Consider the following 24,212-nt stretch of genomic DNA (forward strand, 5'->3'; position numbering starts at 1 on the left):
GAGACTGTAGTCCGTGCGCTTCAGAGACCGAAAACCCCGCGCGGAATACAGTTTCGACGTCTAGGGGCTGACCGCGGCGCTCTTCGGGTCGATGAGGATCTTGGCGTGCGTCTCGGGATCTCCGAGTGCGTCGAAGGCCGCAGCGACGCCGCCGAGGCCGACCGTGCCGGTCACCAGAGCCGACGCGTCGAGCTTGCCGTCGGCCAGCATGTGCAAGGTGTCGCGGAACTCCAGCGGCGTGTAGCCGAACGCGAACCGGATGTCGACCTCCTTGCCGATCGCCATCGCGGGCCGGATCTTGTCCTCGCCCATGCACACGCCGACGACGACGATCCGCGAGGCCAGGGGCGCTGCGCCGATGACCCCGTCGATCATCCCGGGCACCCCGACGCATTCGAAGATCACCGGCCGCTTCGGCGCCGTCCCGCCGAGCCGGTCGGCCAGCCGATAGACGTGCGACCAGCCGGGCACCTTGCGCAGCTTCTCCATCGAGCCCATGCCGAACTCGTAGAGCGCCGGCAGTTCGGTCATGCCCTGTTGCTTTCTGGGCACCGCCTCGTACGGCGAATCTGCTGCGGGATCGACGACGACGTCGGCGCCGCACCGGGCGGCCAGCGCCCGCCGGCCGGGGGAGAAGTCGCTGGCGACGATCGTGCCGACACCGAGCGTCTTCAGGTGACAGATCACCGCGAGCCCGACTGGGCCACAGCCGAGCACGATCGCGACGTCCTTTGTGGCGATCTCACTGCGCCGCACCGCGTGATAGGCCACCGCCATCGGCTCGGTGAGCGCCGCCGTCGCGGCGTCCAGGCCGTTGGGCACGACGAACGTCATCGCGGCCTCGGCCAGCACCTGCTCGGCGTAGGCGCCCGGCGCCAAGGGGGAGAGACCCGTCAGGTGCACGCCGCCGCGCGCACGTAGCAGCGGGAACGACACCACCGTGGTGCCGGGGCTGAACTCCTTGCCCACCTTGCGGCCGCGTTCGGCGACCACGCCGCTGAACTCGTGGCCCATCACCACCGGGGTGTCGCCGCGCATGAAGTCGGTGTAGCCGCCCTCGACCATCACCTCGCGCAGTTCGTCGGCGTGGTCCTTGGCGTGCAGGTCCGATCCGCAGATGCCGCAGCGCAGCACTTCGAGGACCAGCTGGCCCTCGGCGGGGGCGGGATCGGGAAGGTCGATGACGTCGAGAGAGCCGTTCACACAGCGGACCGCTTTCATCGGCCCATCGTCGCACGGTAGAACAGGCCTATGACCAGACGGCAGAAGTGGACGGGGATCGCGCTGGCGGTGCTGGCCGTCGTCACGGTCGTGCCGGGCGCGCACGCCGAGCCCGAACCGCCACCGGGGGTCGCCGCGGTGCCGGTCGTCGAGCCCGTCGTGCTGGGGGAGATGCCGCACGATCCGATGGCGTTCACCGAGGGCTTCGAGATCGACGACGGCGTGCTGTACGAGGGCACGGGCGAGGTCGGCACCTCCCAACTGCGTGAGCTCGACCCCGACACCGGCGCCGTCCGCAAGGTCGTCGACATGCCCGGCCGCTACTTCGGCGAGGGCGTCACCGTGGTGGGGGACCGGATCTGGCAGCTCACCTACACCGACGGGGTGGCCGTCGAATGGGATCGGGCGACGCTGACCCCGATCCGCGAAGTCCCGATCACGCCGCAGGGGTGGGGCCTGTGCCGGGATGGCGACCGGCTGATCCGCAGCGACGGCACAGCGCGGCTGCGTTTCCAGAACCCGGACGACCTGACCGAGACCGGCGGCGTCGATGTCACCAAGTCCGGGTTGCCGGTCACCGGGTTGAACGAACTCGAGTGCGTCGGCGACAGGGTGTGGGCCAACGTGTGGCCCACCGACACGATCGTGCGGATCGATCCGTCCACCGGTGCGGTGGATCTCGTGGTCGATGCCAGCGGGCTCCGGGCGCGCGGCATTCCGCCGACGGCGCAGGTGCTCAACGGCATCGCGCACGTCGCGGGCGAAGAGTTCCTGCTGACGGGCAAGTACTGGCCGACGACGTTCCGGGTCCGGCTAGGGTGACCCGGGTGAGCAAGGCGCGCTCGCTGTGGATCGTGGCCGTGGCCTACCTGATCGCCGTCGCCGTGGCCGCGGCATGGCTGCTGTGGGGACCGGATACCGGGTGGTTGTGGCTGGACACCCTGATCGCCGACGTGCTGGCCACACTGGTGGTGTTCGCGTTCAGCCGGGCCTACGGCAACTCCAGCTTCTACGACGCCTATTGGAGCGTGATCCCGCCGCTGCTGCTCCTCTACTGGTGGAGCCAGGGTGACGGCGATCCGTTGCGGTCGGCGTTGCTGGTCGTGCTGGTGATGGTGTGGGCGGTGCGCCTGACCGGCAACTGGCTCTACGCGTTTCCCGGCCTGCACCACGAGGATTGGCGCTACCCGATGTTCCGTGAACGGGCGGGCCGGTGGGAGCTCGTGGTGGATCTGGTGGCGATCCACCTGATCCCGACGCTGCAGGTGTTCCTCGCGATGGTGCCCGCCTACGTGGCGGTGACGGCGCCGCAGCGCGGCCTGGCCTGGCTCAGCGTGGTCGCTTTCGTGCTCGGAATGGCCGCGGTGGCACTCGAATTCACGGCGGACGCGCAGATGCACCGCTTCGTCCGCGACCGGCGGCCCGGGCAGGTGATGGATCGCGGGCTGTGGGCGTGGTCGCGGCATCCGAACTACTTCGGGGAGTTCGGGTTCTGGTTCGCGGTGGCCCTTTTCGGCGTCGCGGCCTGGCCGACGGCGTGCTGGTTGTTCGCGGGTGCCGCCGCGATGCTGGCGATGTTCCTGGGCGCGAGCATCCCGATGATGGAGGAGCGCAGCCTGGCCCGCAGGCCCGACTATCAGTCGGTTGTCGACCGCGTGCCGCGGTTCGTGCCGCGGCCGCCGGCGAAGGTACGCGCGTGACGCGGGTCGTGATCGCCGGCCTCGGCGATACCGGCGTGCTCACCGCGATCAAGTTGGCACGCCACACGCAGGTCACCGGGATCTGCAGCAAGCCCGGCCTGGTCAGCGGTCAGGAGTTGGGCTGGCGGCTCGCTCGGCCCGACGAGTGGGCACGGCACAACTGGATTCCCTACGGCCGGTTCCGCGGGTTGGACCGGGTCACCACGGTGCACGGCACGCTGACCGGTGTGGACCTCGAATCACGCAGCGTCGCTGTCGAACTCGCTGATGGCACAGCGCAGCTGGTGCCCTATGACGCGCTCGTCATCGCGACCGGGGTCCGCAGCGGGTTCTGGCGCACCCCCGTCCTGCAGGGTGTCGACGAGGTCGACGCGGACCTGCGCGGACCGCACGAGAAGCTGGCCGCCGCCCGGTCGGTGATGGTGGTCGGAGGGGGAGCGGCCGCGGTCAGCAGCGCCGCGCAGATCGCCACCACGTGGCCCGGAACGCGGGTGGACCTGTACTTCCCGGGGGAGCGCGCGCTCGCCGGGCATCATCCGAGAACGTGGAAGACGGTGCAGCGCAGGCTCACCGACGCCGGGGTGGGGTTACATCCCGGTCACCGGGCCGACGTGACAGAGCTGCCGACCGATCTGACTGCCGGCCCGGTGCAGTGGCGCACCGGTCAGCCACCGGCGACGGCCGACGTGGTGCTCTGGGCGATCGGGCGAGTCGAGCCCAACACCGGTTGGCTGCCCGCTGACCTACTCGACGAGCAGGGCTTCGTGCGCGTCGGCCCCACACTGCAGGTGCCGGGGCACCCCGAGGTGTTCGCGATCGGCGACGTCGCCGCCACCGATCCGCTGCGCAGCTCGGCGCGCAACCGTGCCGACGGTCTGCTGGCCCGCAACGTGCGTGCGTTCTTCGACGGTGGCGAGCTCAAGACCTACCGCGCGCCGACGCGGCGGTGGGGATCGGTGTTGGGCATCCAACCCGACGGGCTGGAAGTGTTCGCGCCCAACGGCCGTGCGTTCCGCTTCCCGGCGTGGTCGTTCGACCGGGTGCTGATGCCCTGGATCGTGGCCCGGGGAATCTACCGGGGTATCCGGGCGCGCTAGAGGCTGGGCATCTCGGCGTTGATGCGGTCCAGTAGCTGCGGATACCGTTTGGCTTCGGGGTGCCCACTGGGCTTGCCGCTGCTGACCACCGCGACCGAGAGAGCCCTCTCAGGGTCGGCCCACATCGCGATGTCGGTGAGTCCGGTGTGGCCGAACGCGCCCGCGGCATCCCGGCCGAACGGGCCGAAACGCTTGGAGCCCAACATGTATCCGGTACCCCAGCGCATCGGCTTCAGTCCGGTCGCCAGGTCCGGCCGGAGCCGGCGGGCCTCCCGAGTGGCCGCCCGTAGCGTCTCCGGCGACATCACCCGGACACCGTCGAGTTCGCCTCCGCGGCACAGTATCTCGGCGAAACGGGACAACTCGTTGGCGTTCGACACCGTGCTGGACGACGGGATCACGCTGGTCAGGAAAGCCGGGGTGTTGGAGAACGGGATGATCTGCTGTGGCGTGCCGCCGACGGCGGTCTTGAACGCCTTGGCGATCGGCGCGGGCAGCGGTTTACCGGTGACGTGGCTGGGCGCCACCAGCGGAACATCCTGCGGCGCAACACCGTAGTTCGTCCATCGGAAGTTCAGCGGCGCCAGGATCTCGTCGCGCAGGATGTCACGGATGTTGCGACCCGTCGCGGCGTTGATGATCTCGCGCATCAGCGGACCCCACGTGACACCGTGATAGATGTGCACCAGACCCGGTGGGTACACCGGCTTCATCTTGCCGAGCATGTCGCGCGCGTAATCGCTGTCGTCCATCCGCTTGAGGTCAGGACGGGGGCCGGTCGCGAACGGCACACCGGCACTGTGGGTCATCACGTGCCGGATCGTGGTGCGGTCCTTGCCATGGCTGGTGTAGGTGGGCAGGTAGTCACACACCCGGTCGTCGAGGGCGAAGACACCGCGCTCGATGAGCATGTGCGCGATGGTCGTGGTGATCGCCTTGGCGGTGGAGTACACGCAGAACGGGGTGTCGGTGCCGGCGACGACTTTCTCCGCGTCGGGAGGATCGGCAGGGCCGTTACCCCAGGCGTGGCCGATGGCGCGGTCCAGGACGACGCGGCCGTCACGACGGATACAGACCTGGATGGCCGGGTGCATGCCCGCGGAGTACCAGTGCTGGGCAGCCTGCCAGATGCGCTCCACCGCGGCGGGGTCGACGCCGGTGTGGTCCTCGGCTCCGACGGAGGTGACCGCCGCGAGGTCCGCAGGCACCGCGATGCGGCCGTCACCCCGATCTGGACCGGCCGAACTCAGCGAGGCCCTCCGTTGAACATGCCGCTGCCGATGGCCTGGGTCAGCGCGCCCAGCAGGTCGCCGGGGCCAGGCTGGGGCGGCAGCGGGGCGTTCGTGAGCTGCCAGGCCTGGCAGTCAGTGGTGGTGAACGACGTGTCGGTCGCATCGATCTGGACGAACGCCGGCTTCTTGGTCAGGGCGTTGTCGACCAGCTTGTCTCCGGCCGAGCGCTTCCAGTAGCAGGCGCCGTTGTCGACCGGGCCAGCGGAGGAGTACACGCCGGGCAGGATGTCCTTGCCGACCGCATAGGAGCCGTCGGCGTCGATGGTGGTCTTCGGGCCGTCGCCGGCGGGAGCCGGAGGTGCCGGTGCAGGAGGCGCCGGCTGAGCGTGGGCCAGTGGCGCCAGCACGCAGGAGCACGTCAGCGCCACGGCGACGGTGGCCAAACGCATCGATCTCATGAGAAAACCAGCCTCATAGCAAGACAGTCTAAGTGCTGCGGCGGCGGGCGGGAACCCACCGCCGCAGCCTCAGTGTTCTGTCCGTTGTCAGCCGGCCATGAACGTGTCGTACGCCGACTGGAGGTCGGCGGGCAGCACGGTGACGTTGCAGGTGCGCTGGGTGTCGCCGATCGGTGCCAAGATGCCCCGCAGCTCGTAGTACTCAGCCGGGTTCGCGGTGAAGTAGGCCCGCACGTTGGCCTCGGCCTCGGGGCGCGGCTGCCGCATCGCGGCCGTCACGACCTGGTTGGCACCGGGATGGCTGTCGAGGTACTGGCGGGCCGCCGTGGTCGCCGAACCGACCGTGCCCGCGACCTGGCTGGCGCTGCAGCCGTCGCCGGGCTGAGCCGATGCGACAGGCGCGGCAACACCTGCGACAGCAAGTCCGCCGAAGACACACGCCGCCCCGACGCGAGCCACGTTCTTGCGCACGCTGATAGCACTGGAATTCATGGTGATTGTGGTCCTTGTCAGATCTCGTTGGTGAATCTTTCCCCGCCCGAAATCCACGGTAACCGCGTTCCGAAGGGCTCCCGCCAGACCGGATGACGCGCTCGCGAAGCGCGGCGCGGTGTTACAGGATCGAGGCGTGAGTTCGGCCTCAAAACGACCGCGAAACCCCCTCTGACGTTGGGTCACCGTTGAGATTTCTCACGATCGGCGACGCTTCCTTAAATGATCGTGATGTGCGTTGTGTCCGAATCGTTATGTAGATAAGGCTAATTTGGTTGGCTAATTTGGTTCCCGTGAAGCTGGATCTGCTGATGCCCGGCATCGAGGTGGGGCTCGTCACCACGAACCTCGACGCGATGACCGCGTTCTACGAAGGGTTCCTCGAACTCGAGCCCCAGGGGGAGATCGCTTTCTCAGGTGCCGGGGGTGGAGGGTCGCAGCGTCGCTACACGCTCGGCACCTGCGTGCTGAAGCTCGTCACCTACGACGCCCCTCCCGCTCCCGCGGTGCCCGGCGGCGGCCGCACCCAAGCCGGCCTGCGGTATTTCACGATCGGCGTGACCGGGCTGCGTGACGTCGCGGCGGCCTTCGAGGCATCGCCGTACGAGATCGTCGAGGGACCGACCGAGTTCGCGCCGGTGCCCGGCATGGGCTTCATGTTCGTCGCCGACCCGGACGGCAACCACATCGAACTGTTCGGCACCCTGTGAGCCAGCCCGGGTACCCACCCCCGCCGCCCGCGGCCTGCTACCGGCACCCCGACCGGCCGACCTACGTCCGCTGCACCCGATGTAACCGCTTCATCTGCGGGGAGTGCATGCACAGCGCGGCGGTCGGTCATCAGTGTGCGGAGTGTGTCGGCGCAGGCGCCCGGTCGGTCCGCCAGGCCACCACCCCGTTCGGCGCGGTCGCGCGCCAGTCGACGACGCCGGTGATCACCTACGCGCTGATCGGGCTCAACGTCGCGATGTTCGCGCTGCAAATGGCGCTGCCCGGCTTGGAGCGCGCGCTGGCGCTGTGGCCGGTCGCGGTCGCAGACGGTCAGTGGTACCGGCTGCTGACGTCGGCGTTCCTGCACTTCGGCTTCGCCCACATCGCCTTCAACATGCTCGCCCTGTACTTCGTGGGTCCTCCGCTGGAGGCGGCGCTGGGCAGACTGCGGTTCGCCTCGCTGTACCTGCTCAGCGCGCTGGGCGGCTCGGCGCTGGCCTACCTGCTGACGCTGAATGCGCTGACCGCGGGCGCCTCGGGGGCGGTGTTCGGACTGTTCGGCGCGACGTTCGTGGTGGGCAAGAGGCTCAACATGGACGTTCGCGGCGTCATCGGGGTGATCGTCCTGAACCTGGCGTTCACGTTCATCTTCCCGCTGATCAGCTCGCAGAACATCAGCTGGCAGGGCCACATCGGCGGGCTGATCACGGGCGCCGCGGTGGCTGCCGCCTACGCGTACGCGCCGCGGGCCCAGCGCACCGCGGTCCAGCTCGGCGCCAGTGCGGCGATCCTCGTGCTGATCGTCGCCATCGTGGTGTGGCGGACCGCGGACCTTCGCGCGATGTTCGGGCTCTAGCCTGCGGTTTTCAACTCAAACCTCATCCATTTGGATGAGGCGAGCACATCGGCTCTCCTGATGTAGTTAGTGCGACGGTGGGACCAGAAGGGGATGGTCGAGCCCACCCGGTGAGCGCCCGTGCGGCGTTCGCTGCCCGCTATGGTCTGCACACCACGAGGACGAGTCCATGACCTCATCACCTCTGCCCGCGCGTCACCGCATGCCCCGTGGCGTCACCGGACGCCACGCCGCCGTGCCGGTCCCGTCGACGACGTTCGCGCGATACGTGGGACGGGTCGGTGCGCTGGCGTTTGCGCTCGGCGTCGGTGCCGCGATCGCGGCGACCCAACCCGTGGCCTCTGCCGACAGCACATCAGACTCGACCCCGGGTGTCACCCGCGCGGACTCGGGGACGGACCGGGGACCGAAAGCCGTTCGTGCAGAGCGGAATTCCAGCGTCGCCGCACGGCGTGAGTCCCGTCGCCAGGCGCGGCTCTCCGAGGCGCCGGACGAACGGCTGACCAGGAACACGACGGGGCCTCGGAAGTCGGCCCCCGAGCCGGCGACGCTGGTCGAGCTGGGAGCGGCGAGGGAGCGTCGAGCCCTGTTCGGGCCCGGCGCTGTGCTCGTCGGCAACGGCACCGCAGAACATCCCAACGCCGGGCTGCTGCTGGGCAACGGGTTCGACTTCGACGCGGCCTCGTGCGCGACGACATGCGATGGCGGTAGGGGCGGGCTGCTGGCAGGCGACGGCGGCGACGGCTTCAACGGCGGCGACGGGGGTCGCGCCGGTCTGGTCGGGGACGGCGGCGAGGGTGGCGCCGGGGTGGCCGCCGTCAACGACGGTGCCGGGGGCCGCGGCGGCCGGGGTGGCGCCCTCGCCGGGCACGGCGGCAGTGGTGGCGCCGGAGCAGCCGGGGTTACGGGCGTCCGCGACGGCGTGGGAGGCGCTGGAGGTGCAGGCGGGAACACCGGGTTCTTCTCCCTCGCGGGGAGCGGCGGCGACGGGGGTGCCGGCGGTGCAGGCGCGCTGGGCGCTGTGGCAGCAGACGGCGTCGATCCCGGGGACTCGGGCGACGCCGGGGGAGCGGGTGGCGCTGGAGGTGCGGGAGGCGCCGGCGGCAGGGTCGGGCTGATCACGTTGTTCGGTGACGGCGGTGCCGGTGGCCGCGGCGGGTCCGGCGGTGACGGGGCGGCCGGCGGTGATGGTGCTGCCGGCGTGACGGCCACGGCCGCCGGCGACGACGGGGGTGCGGGAGGTGACGGCGGGAACGGCGGTGCCGGCGGAGCGGGTGGCGTCGGGGGCGCGGCGGGACGCGGTGCGCTCTTCGGCCAGGCCGGCGCCAACGGTGACGGCGGCGACGGCGGTGACGGCGCGGCCGCGGGAACACCCGGCGACGGAGGCCGCGGCGCCGACGGCGACATCGACACGCCCGACGGCGGGCGCGGAGGGGACGGCGGCGATCCCGGCCTGATCGGCGCCGCCGGCCTCGGCGGGGCACGCGGAACGGGAGGAAGCGGCGGCACCTCGGGGAGCGGCGGTTCTGCCGGCGCACCCGTTGTCGGGCTCGCGGGGTACGGCGGTGCCGGCGGAAACGGTTGGAACTCGAGTTCCCTTGCTACACGCGACGATCCGGCCGGTGACGGCGGCGACGGCGGTAACGGTGGGGCGATTGGCGGCGGTGGTGCCGGAGGTTCGGGCGGCATCGCGATCACGGGGCAAGCCGGTAGCGGTGGCGCCGGTGGTTCCGGGGGTTCCACTCGAGGCGATGGCGGCTCCGGCGGTGAGGGCGGCAACGGGGAGGGCGGGCTGTCCGACATCGTCGTCGCTGGCGACGGCGGCCGCGGCGGAGACGCCGGCGGCGTCGGCCGGGGTGGCGACGGGGGTCGAGGCGGGAACGGAAACGGGGTTCGTGGCGGCACGAGCGGAGCGGGCGGCGCCGGCGGGCTCGGCGGCCTGGTCAGCGGTGACGGCGGGGCGGGTGGTGACGGCGGCAACTCCGGCCGCGACTCCACCGACGAGGACGGCGACATGACGGGCGGCGCCGGCGGAGACGGGGGCGACGCACGCGGCGACGGCAATGGTGGCGCCGGTGGTGACGGTGGCTTCGCGACCCCCAGTCGGGGCGCCGCTACCGGCGGTGCCGGTGGTGACGGTGGCGATGCCGGCGTGCGCGGTACCGGTGGAGCCGGCGGACGCGGTGGGCTCGGGAAATCAGGGCTCGACCCGGTGATCGGCGGGGCCGGTGGCAACGGCGGCGCGGGCGGCACCGAGTCCGGCGACGGCGGGGACGGTGGTGCGGGCGGCGACGGCATGGGTGGCGCGAGCACAGCGACCGCCGGTGCGGGCGGAACCGGAGGTGATGCCGGGGCGAACGGTGCCGGTGGTGACGGCGGTGCGGGCGGAGCCGCGGACTCCGGCTTCAACGCGATCGTGACCGCGGGCGCCGGCGGCGCCGGTGGCGACGGCGGGACCACAGCCGGTGCCGGCGGTGCGGGTGGCGACGGCGGGGCAGCCACCAGCCGCGGTTCGGCGACAGGCAACGCGGGGGCGGGCGGTGCGGGCGGAAACGCCACCAGCGGCGATGCCGGTGCCGGCGGCGACGGCGGCGAGGCGAACGCAACCGACAACGCCGACGCCCACGGTGGCGCCGGCGGGATGGGCGGTGCCTCCGCGACCATCGGCAACGGTGGCGCGGGCGGTACCGGCGGCCGGGGCGTCGCGCGCAACGGTGACGGCACCGGTGGGGCGGGCGGCGCGGGCGGTACCGGCGGGCTGCAGATCGGTGACGGCGGCGACGGCGGCGCGGGCGGCTTCGGAGCGACCAACGGTGGTCTGGGCCACGGCGGCGACGGCGGTGCCGGCGGCGGGGCGGGCATGTTCGGTGACGCCGGTGACGGCGGGGCCGGCGGGAGTTCCAACGGCGGCATCTTCGGGGATTCCGTCGCAGGACACGGCGGTGACGGCGGGGATGCGCTGTCCGTCGGCAACGGAGGCAGCGGCGGTGCAGGTGGTGACGGCAACGGCGTCAAGGGCGGCACCAGCGGTGACGGCGGCAACGGTGGTCTCGGCGGCTCGGTCAGCGGCGACGGTGGCCACGGCGGGGACGGGGGCAGCTCCGGCAGCGACTCCACCGACGAGGACGGCGACATGGTCGGCGGTGCCGGTGGGGACGGCGGTGACGCACGCGGAGACGGCAACGGTGGCGCAGGTGGTGACGGTGGCTTCGCGGCCCCCAGTCGGGGTGCCGCCACCGGCGGCGCAGGTGGCGACGGCGGGAGTGGCGGCGTGAACGGCGCCGGCGGTGACGGCGGGACGGGCGGCCTCGGCAAGGCCGGTTTGGATCCCGCGATCGGCGGCTCCGGCGGCCGCGGCGGTGACGGCGGCCAGCTGACCGGCGACGGAGGTGACGGCGGACAGGGCGGGAACGGCGCCGGTGGCATCAGCATCGCGCTGGGCGGAACAGGCGGTGCCGGTGGCGATGCAGGACGAAATGGCAACGGCGGCAACGGTGCTCGTGGTGGCACCGCTGAGTCCGGCATCCACGCCAAGCCCACGGCAGGCAACGGCGGAGCCGGCGGCAACGGTGGCACCACCGCGGGAGCAGGCGGCGACGGTGGAGACGGCGGCGCAGCCACCGGGCACGGTCAGGCGATCGCGGCCGGCGGCACCGGCGGAACCGGCGGCACCGGAACGGGTGCACCCGGCGGGGCGGGCGGTGACGGCGGCTCCACGGCGGTCACCGACAACGCCGTCGGCAACGGCGGCGACGGCGGACACGGCGGCTCCGGAACCCCGGGCGGCCCCGGCGGCACCGGCGGGACAGGTAGCGGCGGCGGCAGCAACGGCAGCGACGGTGCCGACGGGTGATCGCCGCGACCGCGTGAAAAGTCAGCTCGCTGGGTAGAAAGGGTGGGTGTTCGGTTTACCGGAGGGCATCCGCGCGTGCCTGTTCGACCTCGACGGCGTGCTCACCGACACCGCCAGTGTGCACAAGCGGGCGTGGAAGGCGATGTTCGACGAGTTCCTCCGGCAGCGTGACGGCGACGACTTCACGCCGTTCGACATCGCCTCCGACTACGACGACTACGTCGACGGCAAACCGCGCGAGGACGGGGTGCGGTCCTTTCTCGAAAGCCGTCACATCGACGTCGACGACGCCACCGTGCGCGAGCTCGGCGACAAGAAGAACACGGCCTTCCAGCACACTCTGGAGAAAGACGGGGTCGAGGTGTTCGACGGGTCGCACCGCTACCTGCAGGCGGTCGCCGACGCCGGGCTCCGCCGCGCCGTGGTGTCGTCGAGCGCCAACACCAAGCAGGTTCTGGAGATCACCGGCCTGGCCCAGTACATCGAAGTACGCGTCGACGGCGTGACGCTGCAGGAGGAACACCTGCACGGAAAGCCCGCACCGGACAGCTTCCTGCGGGCCGCGGAACTTCTCGACGTGGCGCCGGGCGAGGCCGCGGTGTTCGAGGACGCGCAGTCGGGGGTGGCCGCCGGTAAGGCCGGACATTTCGGAGCCGTCGTCGGCGTCGACCGCGTCGGACAGGCCGACGCCCTGCGAGAGCACGGCGCGTCCATCGTCGTCACCGACCTCGAGGAGCTGCTCGACCGATGATGATCACCGATGAGGCCTTCCCGGTCGAACCGTGGCAGATCCGGGAAACGCAGCTGGTGTTCGACCTGCTGCCGCAGACGGAGTCGATCTTCGCACTGTCCAACGGGCACATCGGTTTACGGGGCAACCTCGATGAAGGAGAACCCTTCGGGCTGCCCGGCACCTATCTCAACGGGTTCTACGAGACACGGCCCCTGCCCTACGCCGAGGCCGGGTTCGGTTATCCGGAGGATGGCCAATCGATCGTCGACGTGACCAACGGCAAGCTGATCCGCCTGCTCGTCGAGGACGAGCCGTTCGATGTCCGCTACGGCGAGCTGCTCTCCCACGAACGGGTGCTCGACATGCGGGCAGGCACCCTGACGCGGACCGCGGAGTGGAAATCGCCTGCCGGCAAGCATGTTCGGGTGACCTCGGTGCGGTTGGTGTCACTGGCGCAGCGAGGTCTGGCCGCCATCGAGTACGTCGTCGAGGCGGTCGACGCTCCCGTGCGCGTCACCCTGCAGTCAGAACTGGTGGCCAACGAGGACCAGCCTGAGCAATCCGACGACCCGCGCGTGGCGTCGGTCCTGAAGAACCCGCTCGAGGCGATCCAGCACGAGGTCAGCGACAACGGCGCGGTCCTGATTCACCGCACCCGCAACAGCAAGCTGATGATGGCTGCGGCCATGGATCACGTCGTCGACGCGCCCGGACGCGTGGACATCAGCGGCGACGCCGGCGGTGACTGGGCGCGTACCACCGTGGTGTGCGCACTGGAGCCGGGCGAAAAGCTGCGCCTGGTCAAGTATCTCGCCTACGGCTGGTCGAGCATCCGGTCCCGGCCCGCGTTGCGCGATCAGGTCGCCGCCGCCATCGCCGGTGCCCGCTACACCGGCTGGGACGGACTGCTCGACTCGCAGCGGGAGTTTCTCGACGACTTCTGGGACAGCGCCGACGTCGAGGTCGACGGCGATGCCGACTGCCAGCAGGCGGTGCGGTTCGGCCTCTTCCACGTGATCCAGGCCAGTGCCCGCGCCGAACGCCGCGCGATCGCCGGGAAGGGCCTCACCGGTACCGGCTACGACGGCCACGCCTTCTGGGACACCGAGGGTTACGTGCTGCCCGTGCTCACCTACACCGCACCGCACGCCGCCGCCGATGCGTTGCGGTGGCGGTCGTCGACGCTGGACCTGGCCCGCGAGCGCGCCAAGGAACTCGACCTCGAGGGTGCGAGCTTCCCGTGGCGCACCATCGCCGGAGAGGAGTGCTCGGCGTACTGGCCGGCGGGCACCGCCGCATTCCACGTGAATGCCGACATCGCGATGGCGTTCGACCGCTACCGTGTGGTCACCGGGGATGATTCCCTCGAAAAAGACTGTGGCTTGGCGGTTCTCGTCGAGACGGCGCGGCTGTGGATATCGCTGGGGCACCACGATCGTGACGGCCTGTGGCGCATCGACGGCGTCACCGGCCCCGACGAGTACACCGCGGTGGTACGCGACAACGTGTTCACCAATCTGATGGCGGCCAACAACCTGCGCATCGCCGCGGACGCGTGCCACCGCAATCCCGACGCCGCGGCCGAACTCGGTGTGGACAACGAGGAGACGGCCGCGTGGCGCGATGCCGCGGACGCGGTGCACATTCCGTACGACGAGGACCTGCGCGTGCATCCGCAGTGCGACGGCTTCACCACGCTGCGGGAGTGGGACTTCCGGGAGAACACGGAATACCCTCTGCTGCTTCATGAGCCGTACGTCCGGCTGTATCCGTCCCAGGTGGTCAAACAGGCCGACCTGGTGCTGGCCATGCAGTGGCAGAGCCACGCGTTCACGCCCGAGCAGAAGGCCCGCAACGTCGACTACTACGAGAAGCGGACCACCCGCGACTCGTCGCTGTCGGCGTGCACGCAGGCGGTGATGTGCGCCGAGGTCGGCCATCTGGAGCTCGCCCACGACTACGCCTACGAGGCCGCCCTGATCGATCTGCGCAACCTGCACCACAACACCGGCGACGGATTGCACCTGGCGTCGCTGGCGGGCAGCTGGACCGCGCTCGTCGGCGGCTTCGGTGGACTGCGGGACGACGAGGGCAAGCTGAGCCTCGACCCGCACCTGCCCTCGGGGATCAAGCGGCTCTGTTTCCGATTGCGCTGGCGCAACTTTCGAGTGACCGTCGAGGCCGATCACTCATCGGTGACCTACACCCTGCGCGACGGCCCGCACCATCGCCTGACCATCCAGCACGCCGGTGAACCGCTGGAGATCAACACCGACTCGCCGACCACGGTGCAGGTTCGCCCGATCACGCCGCTGTTGCCGCCGCCGACCCAGCCGCCCGGCCGCGAGCCGATGCGCCGGCACCTGCAGAAATCAGACCTCGAGACGTGACCCGATGACGACGGTCCGTTCCAGCGGCAACCCGAAGTAGGCGGCCGCGTCCGACGTGATGTAAGACGTGGCGATGAACAGGCGCTTGCGCCACTTCGCCATCGACGACCGATCTCCTTCGCACAGTTCGAGTTTGGACAGGAAATAGGTCGCGTTCGCGAGGTCGAGCGGGCCTTCGGTCTGCTCGGGTTCCAGCATGCTCAGCACCCTCGGCACGTCGATGTGTTCCATGTAACCGAACCGCGCGACGACGTGCACGATACCGTCGTCGGCCGGGCCGAGCTCGTCGACGCTCAGCCGGTCGGCGTCCGGGATGCGGGGCACCGGCTCGGTGGTGAGGCTCATGATCACCACGTGCTCGGCCAGCACGTGGTTGTGTTCGACGTTGGTGCGCATCGACAGCGGCGCCGTGTCGTCGCCCCGGTTGAGGAACACCGCCGTGCCCGGTAGCCGCACCAAGGGCGGGTCCATCGATCGCAGCCCGTCGATGAACTCCTGCATCGGACCCTCGACCTCGCGGCGTTCCTCGGTGACGATCGTCCGGCCCCGCTGCCACGTCGTCATCACCACGAACGCGACGACGGCGATCAGCAGCGGCAGCCACGCACCGTGCACCAGCTTGGTCATGTTGGCGGCGAAGAACATCAGGTCGACGGTCAACAGCACCGCGCCGCCACCGATAACTAGCCACAGCGGGGCGCCTGCGCGGGTGCGGGCGATGTAGAGGAACAGAAGCGTGGTGATCGTGATCGTGCCGGTGACCGCCATGCCGAACGCGTAGGCCAGCGCGGACGAGCTGCGGAAGGCGAACACCAGGATCAGCACCGCCACCATCAGCATCCCGTTGATCCAGGGCACATAGACCTGCCCCATCGCCTTCGCCGACGTGTAGTGGATGCGCAACCGCGGCAGGTACCCCAGCTTCGCGGCCTGCGACGCCACCGAGAACGCGCCGGTGATCACCGCCTGCGACGCGATGACCGTCGCCGCGGTGGCCAGCAGCACGATCGGAATGCGACCCCACTCGGGTACGAGAAGGAAAAACGGTGCGCTGACGTTCCTTTCGTCGGCCAGCACCAGCGCGCCCTGCCCGAAGTAGTTGAGCGTGCAGGCCGGCAACACCAAACCCAGCCAGCCCACCGTGATGGCCTTGCGACCGAAGTGGCCCATGTCGGCGTAGAGCGCCTCGGCGCCGGTGACCGCGAGCACGATCGCCGCGAGCGCGAAGAACGCGATGTGGAAGCGTCCGGACAGGAACTCGAGGGCATGCGTGGGGGAGAGCGCCCAGAGAATGTCGGGGTTGTCGACGATGCCGCGGACGCCACACGCACCGATCACCGCGAACCACAGGATCATCACCGGGCCGAAGAATTTGCCCACCGTCTCGGTGCCGCGCCGCTGCACGGAGAACAGGATCACGATGATGACCGCCGTCACCGGCACCACGAAGTCGGCGAACCCGGGGTCGATTACCTTGACGCCCTCGACCGCCGAGAGCACCGAGATCGCCGGCGTGATCATGCTGTCGCCGAAGAACAGCGCCGCGCCGAACACACCGAGCGCGGCCAGCACCGTCGACACCCGCCGCGTCGAGGGTTTGGAGAACTTCTTGACCAGGGTGATCAGTGCCATGATGCCGCCCTCGCCGTGGTTGTCGGCGCGCATCACCAGCGTCACGTAGGTGAAGGTCACGATCATCATCACCGACCAGAAGATCAGTGAGACCACGCCGTAGACGTGCGCCCGCGTGACCGGAACCGGGTGCGGATCGTGGGGATCGAAGACGGTGGCCAGCGTGTAGATCGGGCTGGTGCCGATGTCGCCGAACACCACCCCGAGCGCCCCGACCACAATGGCCGGGCGGAGTGGATGACGACCAATGTTCTCGGTGATAGTGGACATTGTGGATGATGCTGCGGCCGATCAAGCGCCCGACGCGGCGGCCGATCAAGCGTCCGACGCACTCGATGCGCTGTACGCGGCGCGCCCGGAGGACTTCACCGCGCGGCGCACCCAGTTGGCCGCCGCGGCCAAGAAGTCCGGCGACACGGCTGCGGCGACGCAGATCGGCGGCAGCCGCAAACCGACGGTCGCGGCGTGGGTGGTGAACCTGCTGGCGCTCAAAGGCACCGCGCGAACGCAACTCAGCGATCTACGCGCACGCCTGCGGAACGCCCACGCGGCGATGGACGGTGAGGCGATCCGCACCCTGACCGGACAGCAGCGCCGCCTGGTGGAGGAACTGAGCCGGGCCGGGTTCGTCGCCGCCGGGATCACCGATCCGTCGGCCGCGTTGCACGACGACGTGGTATCGACGCTGCAGGCCGCCGTCGCGGATCCGGATGTGCTCGCCCGACTGGGCCGGCTGACCAAGGCCGAGCAATGGTCCGGTTTCGGCGATTTCGGCGTCGCCACACCGGTGACGGCGACACGCGCCCCGGCCCGGCCCGCCGCGCCGGCCGAGCCGCCCCGACGAGGTCCGTCCCCCGAGCTGAAAGCGGCGCTGGCACGGCAGACCTCCGCCGATGCCGCCCTGCCGGATCTGCAGTCCGATCTGGCCGTGGCCCGATTGCGTGCCGAGGATGCGCGGCGCCGGCTCGCCGCCGCCGAGGAGGCGCTGTGCACAGCCGAAGAGGTGCTGCACGCAGCCGACGCAGCATTGAGCGCTGCCGAGGACGCCTACGAGGCCGGCAAGCAGGCCAGCCGGGACGCTGCGGCGGCTGTCACGGCGTTCCGATCGGCACCCTGATTCCCGCTACCCTGGGCACAGGCATCCACACAGGGAGGCGCGGGAGATGAAGCTTCGAGTGCTGCCGTATGTGACCGTCGAGGTCGACGATCGGCTCCGGCGCAGAATGCGGCTCGCCGGTGAGCGCTGGCGGGTGACCATGCGGGCCTACCTGCTCAGCGCCGCCGACGACGTCGACACCGCCGTCGACACCGCCGGGGATCGGGTGCGCGGGCTGTGCGACCGTGCGGTCAACCGCATCGACTCGGTGGCCGCCACGGTCACCGACAAGATCGGACCGGAACCGTCGACACCGCCGTCGACACCGCCGGAACCGCAGGAGCGGCCCCGGCTGCGGATGGTCAAAGGCGAGCGCGCCAGCTAGCAGCTAGGCCCGCACCCGGCCGGTCCGGCCGCCGACGAAGAACGAACCGGCGAGCACCAGCACACCCACCACGGCCACCGGGATCGACCAGGACCGCCGCGACGACAGCGCCGAGTCGCACTCGGCCACGAAGTCCTTGTGCGGGATGATCTCGTTCAGCACCGGCAGGTTCGCGAGATTGTTGCTGTCGACGTCGCGCGCCTGCGACAGATCCGACGCGACCGCATTGCCGCATCCGATGTCACCCTGGGGCCCCGGCACCGATACCGGCACCAGCAGCGCGATGACTCCGACGAGCAACACCACCGCGCCGACGAGCATGACCACTCTCCGCAGATTCATGGCGCAGGGAGTGCCCAGTTCTGTGATGACGAAACAAGATCGATCATCGGCGCCCGTCGAGCCGGGTGGGCAGCAGCCCTCCGGATGTGCTGTCCTTGTCGGGTGATCGGCCATGGCGTGACCGTCCTGCTCTCGTTGTTGGCGGCGGTGTTCCTGGCGATCGGCATCGTGGTGCGGCAACGGGCCACGATCGACGTACCGGCAGAGCAGGGCGTCAGCGCCAAGATGGTCCTGACCCTGATCCGCAGGCCGCTGTGGTGGGCAGGCACGGCGGCGGCGGTGGCCGGCTACGTGTTCCAGGCGCTCGCGCTCGCCAACGGTTCGCTACTGCTGGTGCAGCCGATCCTGGTGTCGGCGCTGTTGTTCGCGCTGCCCCTGTCGGCCCGGCTGGCCCACCGTCGGGTCACCCGCGCGGAGTGGGCCTGGGCGCTGTTGCTCACCGCGGCACTCGCGGTGTTCGTGGTGTTGGCCAAACCCAGCCCCGGCGACTACGAGGCCTCGCTGAGCACGTCGGCGATCGTCGCCGTCGTCTGCACGGTGCTGGTGATGGCCTGTGTCGTGGTTGCGCTGCGCAGCACCGACTGGCGGCGTGCGGTGCTGCTCGCCGTCGCGGTCGGTGTCTTGTTCGGCGTCGTCGCGGTGCTCACCAAACTGTTCATGCACGTGCTCACGCACGAGGGCCTGCTGACCGTCATGATCACGCCGGTGCCCTACCTGCTGGTCGTACTCGGAGTGATCGCCGTGCTGCTGCAGCAGTCGGCGTTCCATGCGGGGTCCCTGCAGACCTCGGTGCCGACGATGTTGACGTTGGAGCCGGTGATCGCGGTCATCCTGGGGGCGGTCGTGCTCGGCGAAGAACTCGACGTCAGCCGCCTCGATGCCGTGGCACTGACGGTCGCGACGCTGGCGATGGCCGCGGGCACGATCGCGCTGGGCCGCGACGAAGGCGCCTACGAGGAGCGCTTGACCGCGCCGGCCGGCACCGAACCCGCGGAGCGTCAGGCCGCCTCGGGCACCGAGTAGCCGATCGCGGCGGCCCTGTCCCGCAGCGCCAGCCGCAGCCGGATTCGGCCGCGGTGGACGCGGGACATCACGGTGCCGATCGGCACCTCGAGCCGGGCGGCGATCTCGCGGACCGCGAGGCCTTCGATGTCGCTGTAGTACACCGCGGTGCGGTAGTGCCCGGGCAGAGAGCGCATTGCTGCCGCGATCGCCGGATCCCCGATGAGCGCCAGCACCTGTTCCTCGGGGGAGTGCGCGACACCGGCGCGTTGATGATGGTCCAGCAGTTGACGTTCGGAGAACTCGTCGGTGAATTCCAGGGTCGGCCGCCGCTGCCCTTTGCGGTGCTCGCTGATGTGGGTGTTGACCATGATGCGGTAGAGCCAGCCCGCCAGGTTCGTGCCCTCGGTGAACCCGCCGAACGACGCGAACGCCTTGACCGCCGTCTCCTGCAGCAGATCCTCGGCGTTGGTCGGGTTGCGGGTCAGCCGCACCGCATGCCCGCGCAGCTGACGCAGCAGTGGCACCGCGTCACGTTCGAATCGTTCGGCGAGCTGGCGTTGATCGGTCATCGGGGCTCCTCGGCACGCGTGGATGATGTCCCCGACTCTTCCGCCGGACTGCTCCCGCGTCTGCCCAGCTGACCTCCGACCACACGGCGGACAACCACCGCAGCCTCTACCGGCTAACCCCCACTCCAGGACGCCCAGCGATGGATTCGGATGGCGATCACGGGTCCGGTCAACGCGACCCGGTGGTACTGCGGGTACTTGGCGCGCAGGGCCGCGTAGCCCGCCGCCAGCGTCTCGCCGGCGTCGTGGATCGTCGCCGTGCCGTCGGCGCGGACCCACCACAGCAGCGACCAGTCGTCGTCGTAGTGCTCGACGAGCAGGCTCACGGCGGGCTGATGAGCGATGTTGTCCAACCGACGCAGCCGCTGCGTCGACTTGGGTTTCGCGTCGACGGCGGTGTAGACCACATCCTCACGATCGGCGGCCATCGCGAACACCACCGGGACGACGTGGGGGGCGCCGTCGGGGCGCACGGTCGCGAGCACGGCCACCGGCGCACCGGCGAATGCGGTGACAGGCCGGGACATGCTCACCAGCTCAACCCTAGGCGCGGGCAGCACCGTCAGGTTATGGTTCACCGCGATGACACGGCCAGGTAATCGCCGCGCCACTGCGCAGCCTCCTGCTCACCGGAAGGTCTCAACCATGCCCTCTGCCAACACCACTGGACGCCTGTCCCGCCTTGTCGCCTGCGCCGCCTCCGCCCTGCTGGTCGTCGGTGCCGCGGCATGTGCGCCGCCCGAGAAGAACGATTCCGGGTCGCAGACGCAGTCCGGCGCCAAGGCGTCGGAGGCCACCTCGGCGCAGGACTTCGGTGGCATGGACGGCCTCGTCGAGGCGGCCAAAGGCGAGGGCGAGCTCAATGTGATTGCGCTGCCGCCGGATTGGGCCAATTACGGGGCGATCATCAAGGCCTTCTCCGACAAGTACGGCATCAAGGTCAACTCCGCCCAACCCGATGCGTCGAGCCAGGACGAGATCAACGCGGCCAATCAGCAGAAGGGCCGCAGCAGCGCGCCGGACGTGTTCGACCTCGGCCAGTCCGTCGCCCTGGCCAACACCGCGATGTTCGCGCCCTACAAGGTGGCCACCTTCGACGACATCCCGGCCGCCTTCAAAGATCCGAACGGGGCATGGGTCAACGACTACGGCGGCTACATGTCGATCGGTTTCGACTCGGCCAAGGTGCCGCCGGTGACGAACGTGAACGATCTGCTCAAGCCCGAGTACCAGGGCAAGGTCGCGCTCAACGGCGATCCCACCCAGGCCGGCGCGGCGTTCTCCGGGGTGTTGATGGTGGCGCTGTCGCAGGGTGGGTCGGCCGACGACATCGCCCCGGGCGTCGAGTTCTTCCGCAAACTCAAGCAGGCGGGTAACTTCCTGCCCGTCGACCCGACGCCGGCGACCATCGAATCCGGGCAGACGCCGGTCGTGATCGACTGGAACTACACGAATTCGTCTGAGACCAAGAAGCTTCCGTCGTGGACGGTGCTGGTGCCGCCGGACGCCGCGGTCGCCGGGTACTACTACCAGGCCGTCAACAAAGAGGCGCCGCATCCGGCGGCCGCTCGGCTGTGGCAGGAGTTCCTCTACAGCGACGAGGGCCAGAACCTGTACGCCCAGGGCGGGGTTCGGCCGGTGCGCGCCGACAACATGCTCGCCAGCAAGACGTTGAACGCCGAAGTCGCCAAGTCGCTGCCGGTGGTCGACGGGCCGGTCACGGTACCGACCCCCCAGCAGACCGAGACGGCGTCGAAGTACCTGTCGGAGAACTGGGCCGCCGCGGTTGGCTGACATGCGACGCGTCCGTGACGGTCTGCCGCTGCTGCCGTTCCTGGCCGTCGTCGTGGTGTTCCTGATCATCCCGACGGTCACCGTCGTGGTCGGTGCGGTGTATCTCGACGGGGTGTTCTCGCTCAGTCGCGTCACGGCGTTGTTCACCGGAACCGCGCTTTCGGCGCTGCTGAACAGTGTGCTGCTCAGCGCCGCCACGGCCGTGCTCGGCGCGCTGCTCGGTGCGGTGATGGCCTGGCTGATCGTCAGCAGCCCACCGACGTCGATGGTGCGCCGGGCCGTGCTGTCGTTGTGCAGCGTGCTGGCCCAGTTCGGCGGTGTCGCACTGGCTTTCGCGTTCCTGGCCACAGTCGGGCTGAATGGCGTGCTGACGCTGTGGGTGCAGCAGGCCACAGGGTGGAACCTCGCCGGCTCGGGTTGGCTGTACGGCCTGGGCGGTCTGATCCTGGTGTACACGTACTTCCAGATCCCGCTGATGGTGATCGTCTTCGTGCCGGCGCTCGAGGGCCTGCGTGAGCAATGGCGCGAGGCGGCAGTCAGCCTCGGCGCGTCCACGTGGGATTACTGGCGGGAGGTGGCGGTGCCGCTGCTGACCCCGGCGTTCCTCGGCTCGATGCTGCTGTTGTTCGCCAATGCTTTTGCCGCCTACGCGACGGCCGCCGCCCTCGTGAGTCAGGGCAGCCCGATCCTGCCGCTGCTGATCCGGGCTTCTCTGGTCAGTGAGGTGGTGCTGGGGCAGGCCGGCTTCGCCTACGCGCTGGCGCTGGAGATGATCGTCGTGGTGGCCGTGGTGATGGTCGCCTACAACCTGCTGGTGCGCCGCAGCGCGCGGTGGCTGTCATGACGCGGGCGGTGCGCGGTCTGCTGTGGGTGGCGTTCGGTCTGTTCTTCTGCTTCCCGCTGTACGCGATGGCCGACTTCTCGACGCGCGACCTGATCTCCGGCGGACGCACCGGGCAGGCCTGGGCGAACCTGATCGCCGACGAGGCGCTGTATCGCGCGATCGTCGTCTCGCTGTCGCTGGCGGTGCTGACCGTGGTGGCGATGCTGATCCTGTTGGTGCCCACCATGATCTGGGTGCGACTGCGCGCGCCCTGGGCCAAGGGGCTGATCGAATTCCTGTGCCTGCTGCCGCTGACGATCCCGGCGCTGGTGATCGTCGTCGGCTTGCGCAACGTGTACCTGTGGGTCACGTACTTCCTCGGTGAGTCCGCGCTGACGCTGACGTTCGTCTACGTCGTCGTGGTGCTGCCGTTCTCCTACCGGGCGCTGGATGCGGCGCTGTCGAGCATCGATCTGCAGACCCTCTCGGAGGCCGCGCGGTCGCTGGGGGCGGGCTGGACGACGACGATCCTGCGGGTCGTGGTGCCCAACATCTGGTCGGGCATCCTCTCGGCCGCCTTCATCTCGATCGCCGTGGTGCTCGGCGAGTACACGATCGCGTCGCTGTCGGGATACGAGACGCTGCAGGTGCAGATCGTGACCATTGGCAAGAGCAATGGCCCCACCTCGGTGGCCGCGTCGCTGGCCACGCTGCTGTTCGGCTTCGCGCTGCTGCTGATCCTCTCGCTGGTCACCCGCGGCCGCCGCCACCAGACAGGAGTGACCACGTGACCGGAGTTGCCGTCGAGCTCACCGAGCTGACCCGTCTCTACGGTGAGACCAGGGCGCTCGACGGGCTGACCCTGCACATCGAGCCGGGCGAGATGGTGGCGCTGCTCGGCCCGTCGGGCTGCGGCAAGACCACGGCGCTGCGCATCCTCGCCGGTCTCGACGAGGCGACGTCGGGCACCGTCACCGTCGGCGGAAACGACGTCAGCAAGGTGCCCGCCAGCAAGCGGGACATGGGGATGGTGTTCCAGGCCTACAGCCTGTTCCCGCATCTGACCGTGCTCGACAACGTGGCATTCGGCCTGAAGATGCGCGGAAAATCCAAGGGCGAGAGGCTGTCTCGCGCCGCCGACATGCTCGACCTGGTGGGCCTGGGAGCGCTCGGCGGCCGCTACGCGAAGGAGCTCTCGGGCGGGCAGCAGCAGCGCGTCGCGCTGGCCCGCGCGCTGGCGACCCAGCCGCGGGTGCTGCTGCTCGACGAGCCGCTCTCGGCGCTGGACGCCAAGGTGCGCACCCAGCTGCGCGACGAGATCCGGCGCGTGCAACTCGACGTTGGCACCACCACGCTGTTCGTCACCCACGACCAGGAGGAGGCGCTGGCCGTCGCCGACCGCGTCGGGGTGATGAACAAGGGCAGGCTCGAACAGCTCGCAGAGCCCGCGGAGCTCTATGCCCATCCGGCGACACCGTTCGTCGCGGATTTCGTCGGGCTCAACAACAAGGTGCCCGCGACGGTGTCCGGGGGACGTGCGTCCCTGCTCGGTCTGTCGCTGCCCGCGGCACCGGGGTCCGTCGACGGCGAGGGGGTGGCGATGGTGCGGCCCGAGTCGGTGAGCGTGTCCGCCGATCCGTCGGGCACCGCGACCGTGACGTCGGTGTCGTTCCTCGGGGCGATCTCGCGGGTGCACCTGAGCGCGGCCGACGGCGCGGTGCTGATGGCTCAGATGGCCAGCTCAGCCGCTCGGGACCTGCAGCCGGGGGAGCGGGTGGCGGTCGCGGTCGACAGCGACGCCGTGCTCGTCACGCCGGCGTGAT

23 protein-coding genes are annotated in these 24,212 nt (G+C 70.0%); 15 read left to right on the top strand and 8 right to left on the bottom strand.

Annotated features, from left to right (window positions below):
* Window positions 1–60 precede the first annotated feature (60 nt).
* Window positions 61–1,221: a zinc-binding dehydrogenase gene (locus PGN37_RS17190; RefSeq protein WP_335332209.1), complete on the bottom strand. Its 1,161-nt coding sequence runs from the start codon at window positions 1,219–1,221 to the stop codon at window positions 61–63.
* A gap of 30 nt (window positions 1,222–1,251) precedes the next feature.
* Between PGN37_RS17190 and PGN37_RS17195 the strand changes: the two genes are divergently transcribed.
* From PGN37_RS17195 to PGN37_RS17205, 3 genes are read left to right on the top strand one after another with little or no spacing between them, the layout of a single operon-like run.
* Entirely contained in the window at window positions 1,252–2,043 is a 792-nt protein-coding gene (locus PGN37_RS17195; protein WP_335332210.1) for a glutaminyl-peptide cyclotransferase, read from the top strand.
* Window positions 2,044–2,048: 5 nt separating this feature from the next.
* Window positions 2,049–2,921: a DUF1295 domain-containing protein gene (locus PGN37_RS17200; RefSeq protein ID WP_335332211.1), complete on the top strand. Its 873-nt coding sequence runs from the start codon at window positions 2,049–2,051 to the stop codon at window positions 2,919–2,921.
* Window positions 2,918–4,018, top strand: a complete 1,101-nt coding sequence (locus PGN37_RS17205; protein ID WP_335332212.1) for an FAD-dependent oxidoreductase — start codon at window positions 2,918–2,920, stop codon at window positions 4,016–4,018. The genes PGN37_RS17200 and PGN37_RS17205 overlap by 4 nt, the downstream gene beginning before the upstream one ends.
* On the opposite strand, the gene lipE is transcribed toward PGN37_RS17205, so the two are convergent.
* The 3 genes from lipE to PGN37_RS17220 all read right to left on the bottom strand — a co-directional run bounded on the left by lipE (window position 4,015) and on the right by PGN37_RS17220 (window position 6,200).
* Window positions 4,015–5,268, bottom strand: coding sequence for a lipase LipE (lipE, locus tag PGN37_RS17210; protein ID WP_335332272.1), 1,254 nt, complete (start codon window positions 5,266–5,268; stop codon window positions 4,015–4,017). The genes PGN37_RS17205 and lipE overlap by 4 nt on opposite strands.
* Window positions 5,265–5,708 carry a hypothetical protein gene (locus PGN37_RS17215; RefSeq protein WP_335332213.1) on the bottom strand — a complete coding sequence of 148 codons (444 nt, stop codon included), beginning with the start codon at window positions 5,706–5,708 and terminating at the stop codon, window positions 5,265–5,267. Before PGN37_RS17215 ends, lipE begins: the two co-directional genes overlap by 4 nt.
* Before the next feature lie 87 nt (window positions 5,709–5,795).
* A complete protein-coding gene (locus PGN37_RS17220; protein ID WP_335332214.1) occupies window positions 5,796–6,200 on the bottom strand; it encodes a heme-binding protein in 405 nt (134 codons plus the stop codon).
* A 311-nt stretch (window positions 6,201–6,511) separates the two neighbouring features.
* Here PGN37_RS17220 and PGN37_RS17225 point away from each other — a divergent pair, with 311 nt between their 5' ends.
* From PGN37_RS17225 to PGN37_RS17245, 5 genes are all read left to right on the top strand, one after another.
* Entirely contained in the window at window positions 6,512–6,910 is a 399-nt protein-coding gene (locus PGN37_RS17225; RefSeq protein ID WP_335332273.1) for a VOC family protein, read from the top strand.
* Entirely contained in the window at window positions 6,907–7,767 is an 861-nt protein-coding gene (locus PGN37_RS17230; protein WP_335332215.1) for a rhomboid family intramembrane serine protease, read from the top strand. Before PGN37_RS17225 ends, PGN37_RS17230 begins: the two co-directional genes overlap by 4 nt.
* Before the next feature lie 169 nt (window positions 7,768–7,936).
* Window positions 7,937–11,620 (top strand): hypothetical protein, encoded by a 3,684-nt coding sequence (locus tag PGN37_RS17235; RefSeq protein ID WP_335332216.1) that lies wholly within the window; start codon window positions 7,937–7,939, stop codon window positions 11,618–11,620.
* A gap of 46 nt (window positions 11,621–11,666) precedes the next feature.
* Window positions 11,667–12,371 (top strand): beta-phosphoglucomutase family hydrolase, encoded by a 705-nt coding sequence (locus PGN37_RS17240; RefSeq protein WP_335332217.1) that lies wholly within the window; start codon window positions 11,667–11,669, stop codon window positions 12,369–12,371.
* Window positions 12,371–14,743: a glycoside hydrolase family 65 protein gene (locus PGN37_RS17245; protein ID WP_335332274.1), complete on the top strand. Its 2,373-nt coding sequence runs from the start codon at window positions 12,371–12,373 to the stop codon at window positions 14,741–14,743. The genes PGN37_RS17240 and PGN37_RS17245 overlap by 1 nt, the downstream gene beginning before the upstream one ends.
* On the opposite strand, the gene PGN37_RS17250 is transcribed toward PGN37_RS17245, so the two are convergent.
* On the bottom strand, window positions 14,726–16,645 hold the full coding sequence (locus PGN37_RS17250; RefSeq protein ID WP_335332218.1) for a potassium transporter Kup: 1,920 nt from the start codon (window positions 16,643–16,645) through the stop codon (window positions 14,726–14,728). The two genes, PGN37_RS17245 and PGN37_RS17250, sit on opposite strands and share 18 nt — an antisense overlap.
* A gap of 1 nt (window position 16,646) precedes the next feature.
* On the opposite strand from PGN37_RS17250, the gene PGN37_RS17255 reads away from it, so the two are divergent.
* Together PGN37_RS17255 and PGN37_RS17260 are read left to right on the top strand one after the other, a co-directional pair.
* The gene (locus tag PGN37_RS17255) at window positions 16,647–17,492 is read left to right on the top strand and encodes a hypothetical protein (RefSeq protein ID WP_335332219.1); all 846 of its coding nucleotides are present in this window, start codon (window positions 16,647–16,649) and stop codon (window positions 17,490–17,492) included.
* A 46-nt stretch (window positions 17,493–17,538) separates the two neighbouring features.
* Window positions 17,539–17,856, top strand: a complete 318-nt coding sequence (locus PGN37_RS17260) for a hypothetical protein (RefSeq protein ID WP_335332220.1) — start codon at window positions 17,539–17,541, stop codon at window positions 17,854–17,856.
* A gap of 3 nt (window positions 17,857–17,859) precedes the next feature.
* On the opposite strand, the gene PGN37_RS17265 is transcribed toward PGN37_RS17260, so the two are convergent.
* The gene (locus PGN37_RS17265) at window positions 17,860–18,198 is read right to left on the bottom strand and encodes an aminopeptidase (protein ID WP_335332221.1); all 339 of its coding nucleotides are present in this window, start codon (window positions 18,196–18,198) and stop codon (window positions 17,860–17,862) included.
* Between the two features lie 102 nt (window positions 18,199–18,300).
* On the opposite strand from PGN37_RS17265, the gene PGN37_RS17270 reads away from it, so the two are divergent.
* On the top strand, window positions 18,301–19,221 hold the full coding sequence (locus tag PGN37_RS17270) for a DMT family transporter (RefSeq protein WP_335332222.1): 921 nt from the start codon (window positions 18,301–18,303) through the stop codon (window positions 19,219–19,221).
* On the opposite strand, the gene PGN37_RS17275 is transcribed toward PGN37_RS17270, so the two are convergent.
* Both PGN37_RS17275 and PGN37_RS17280 read right to left on the bottom strand, forming a co-directional pair.
* The gene (locus PGN37_RS17275) at window positions 19,197–19,772 is read right to left on the bottom strand and encodes a sigma-70 family RNA polymerase sigma factor (RefSeq protein ID WP_335332223.1); all 576 of its coding nucleotides are present in this window, start codon (window positions 19,770–19,772) and stop codon (window positions 19,197–19,199) included. The two genes, PGN37_RS17270 and PGN37_RS17275, sit on opposite strands and share 25 nt — an antisense overlap.
* 113 nt (window positions 19,773–19,885) lie before the next feature.
* A complete protein-coding gene (locus PGN37_RS17280) occupies window positions 19,886–20,299 on the bottom strand; it encodes a TIGR03668 family PPOX class F420-dependent oxidoreductase (RefSeq protein WP_335332275.1) in 414 nt (137 codons plus the stop codon).
* 118 nt (window positions 20,300–20,417) lie between these two features.
* Here PGN37_RS17280 and PGN37_RS17285 point away from each other — a divergent pair, with 118 nt between their 5' ends.
* The 4 genes from PGN37_RS17285 to PGN37_RS17300 are packed head-to-tail and all read left to right on the top strand — an operon-like array spanning window position 20,418 to window position 24,211.
* Entirely contained in the window at window positions 20,418–21,566 is a 1,149-nt protein-coding gene (locus PGN37_RS17285) for an ABC transporter substrate-binding protein (protein ID WP_335332224.1), read from the top strand.
* A 1-nt stretch (window position 21,567) separates the two neighbouring features.
* Complete coding sequence (locus PGN37_RS17290; RefSeq protein WP_442932950.1) at window positions 21,568–22,410, top strand: ABC transporter permease; 843 nt, start codon at window positions 21,568–21,570, stop codon at window positions 22,408–22,410.
* Window positions 22,407–23,180 carry an ABC transporter permease gene (locus PGN37_RS17295; RefSeq protein ID WP_335332226.1) on the top strand — a complete coding sequence of 258 codons (774 nt, stop codon included), beginning with the start codon at window positions 22,407–22,409 and terminating at the stop codon, window positions 23,178–23,180. Before PGN37_RS17290 ends, PGN37_RS17295 begins: the two co-directional genes overlap by 4 nt.
* A complete protein-coding gene (locus PGN37_RS17300) occupies window positions 23,177–24,211 on the top strand; it encodes an ABC transporter ATP-binding protein (protein WP_335332227.1) in 1,035 nt (344 codons plus the stop codon). The genes PGN37_RS17295 and PGN37_RS17300 overlap by 4 nt, the downstream gene beginning before the upstream one ends.
* Window position 24,212: the final 1 nt, after the last annotated feature.

Origin of the sequence: Mycobacterium kyogaense (genome assembly GCF_036946525.1) — a bacterium.
In the GTDB taxonomy this organism is placed as follows: domain Bacteria; phylum Actinomycetota; class Actinomycetes; order Mycobacteriales; family Mycobacteriaceae; genus Mycobacterium; species Mycobacterium kyogaense_A.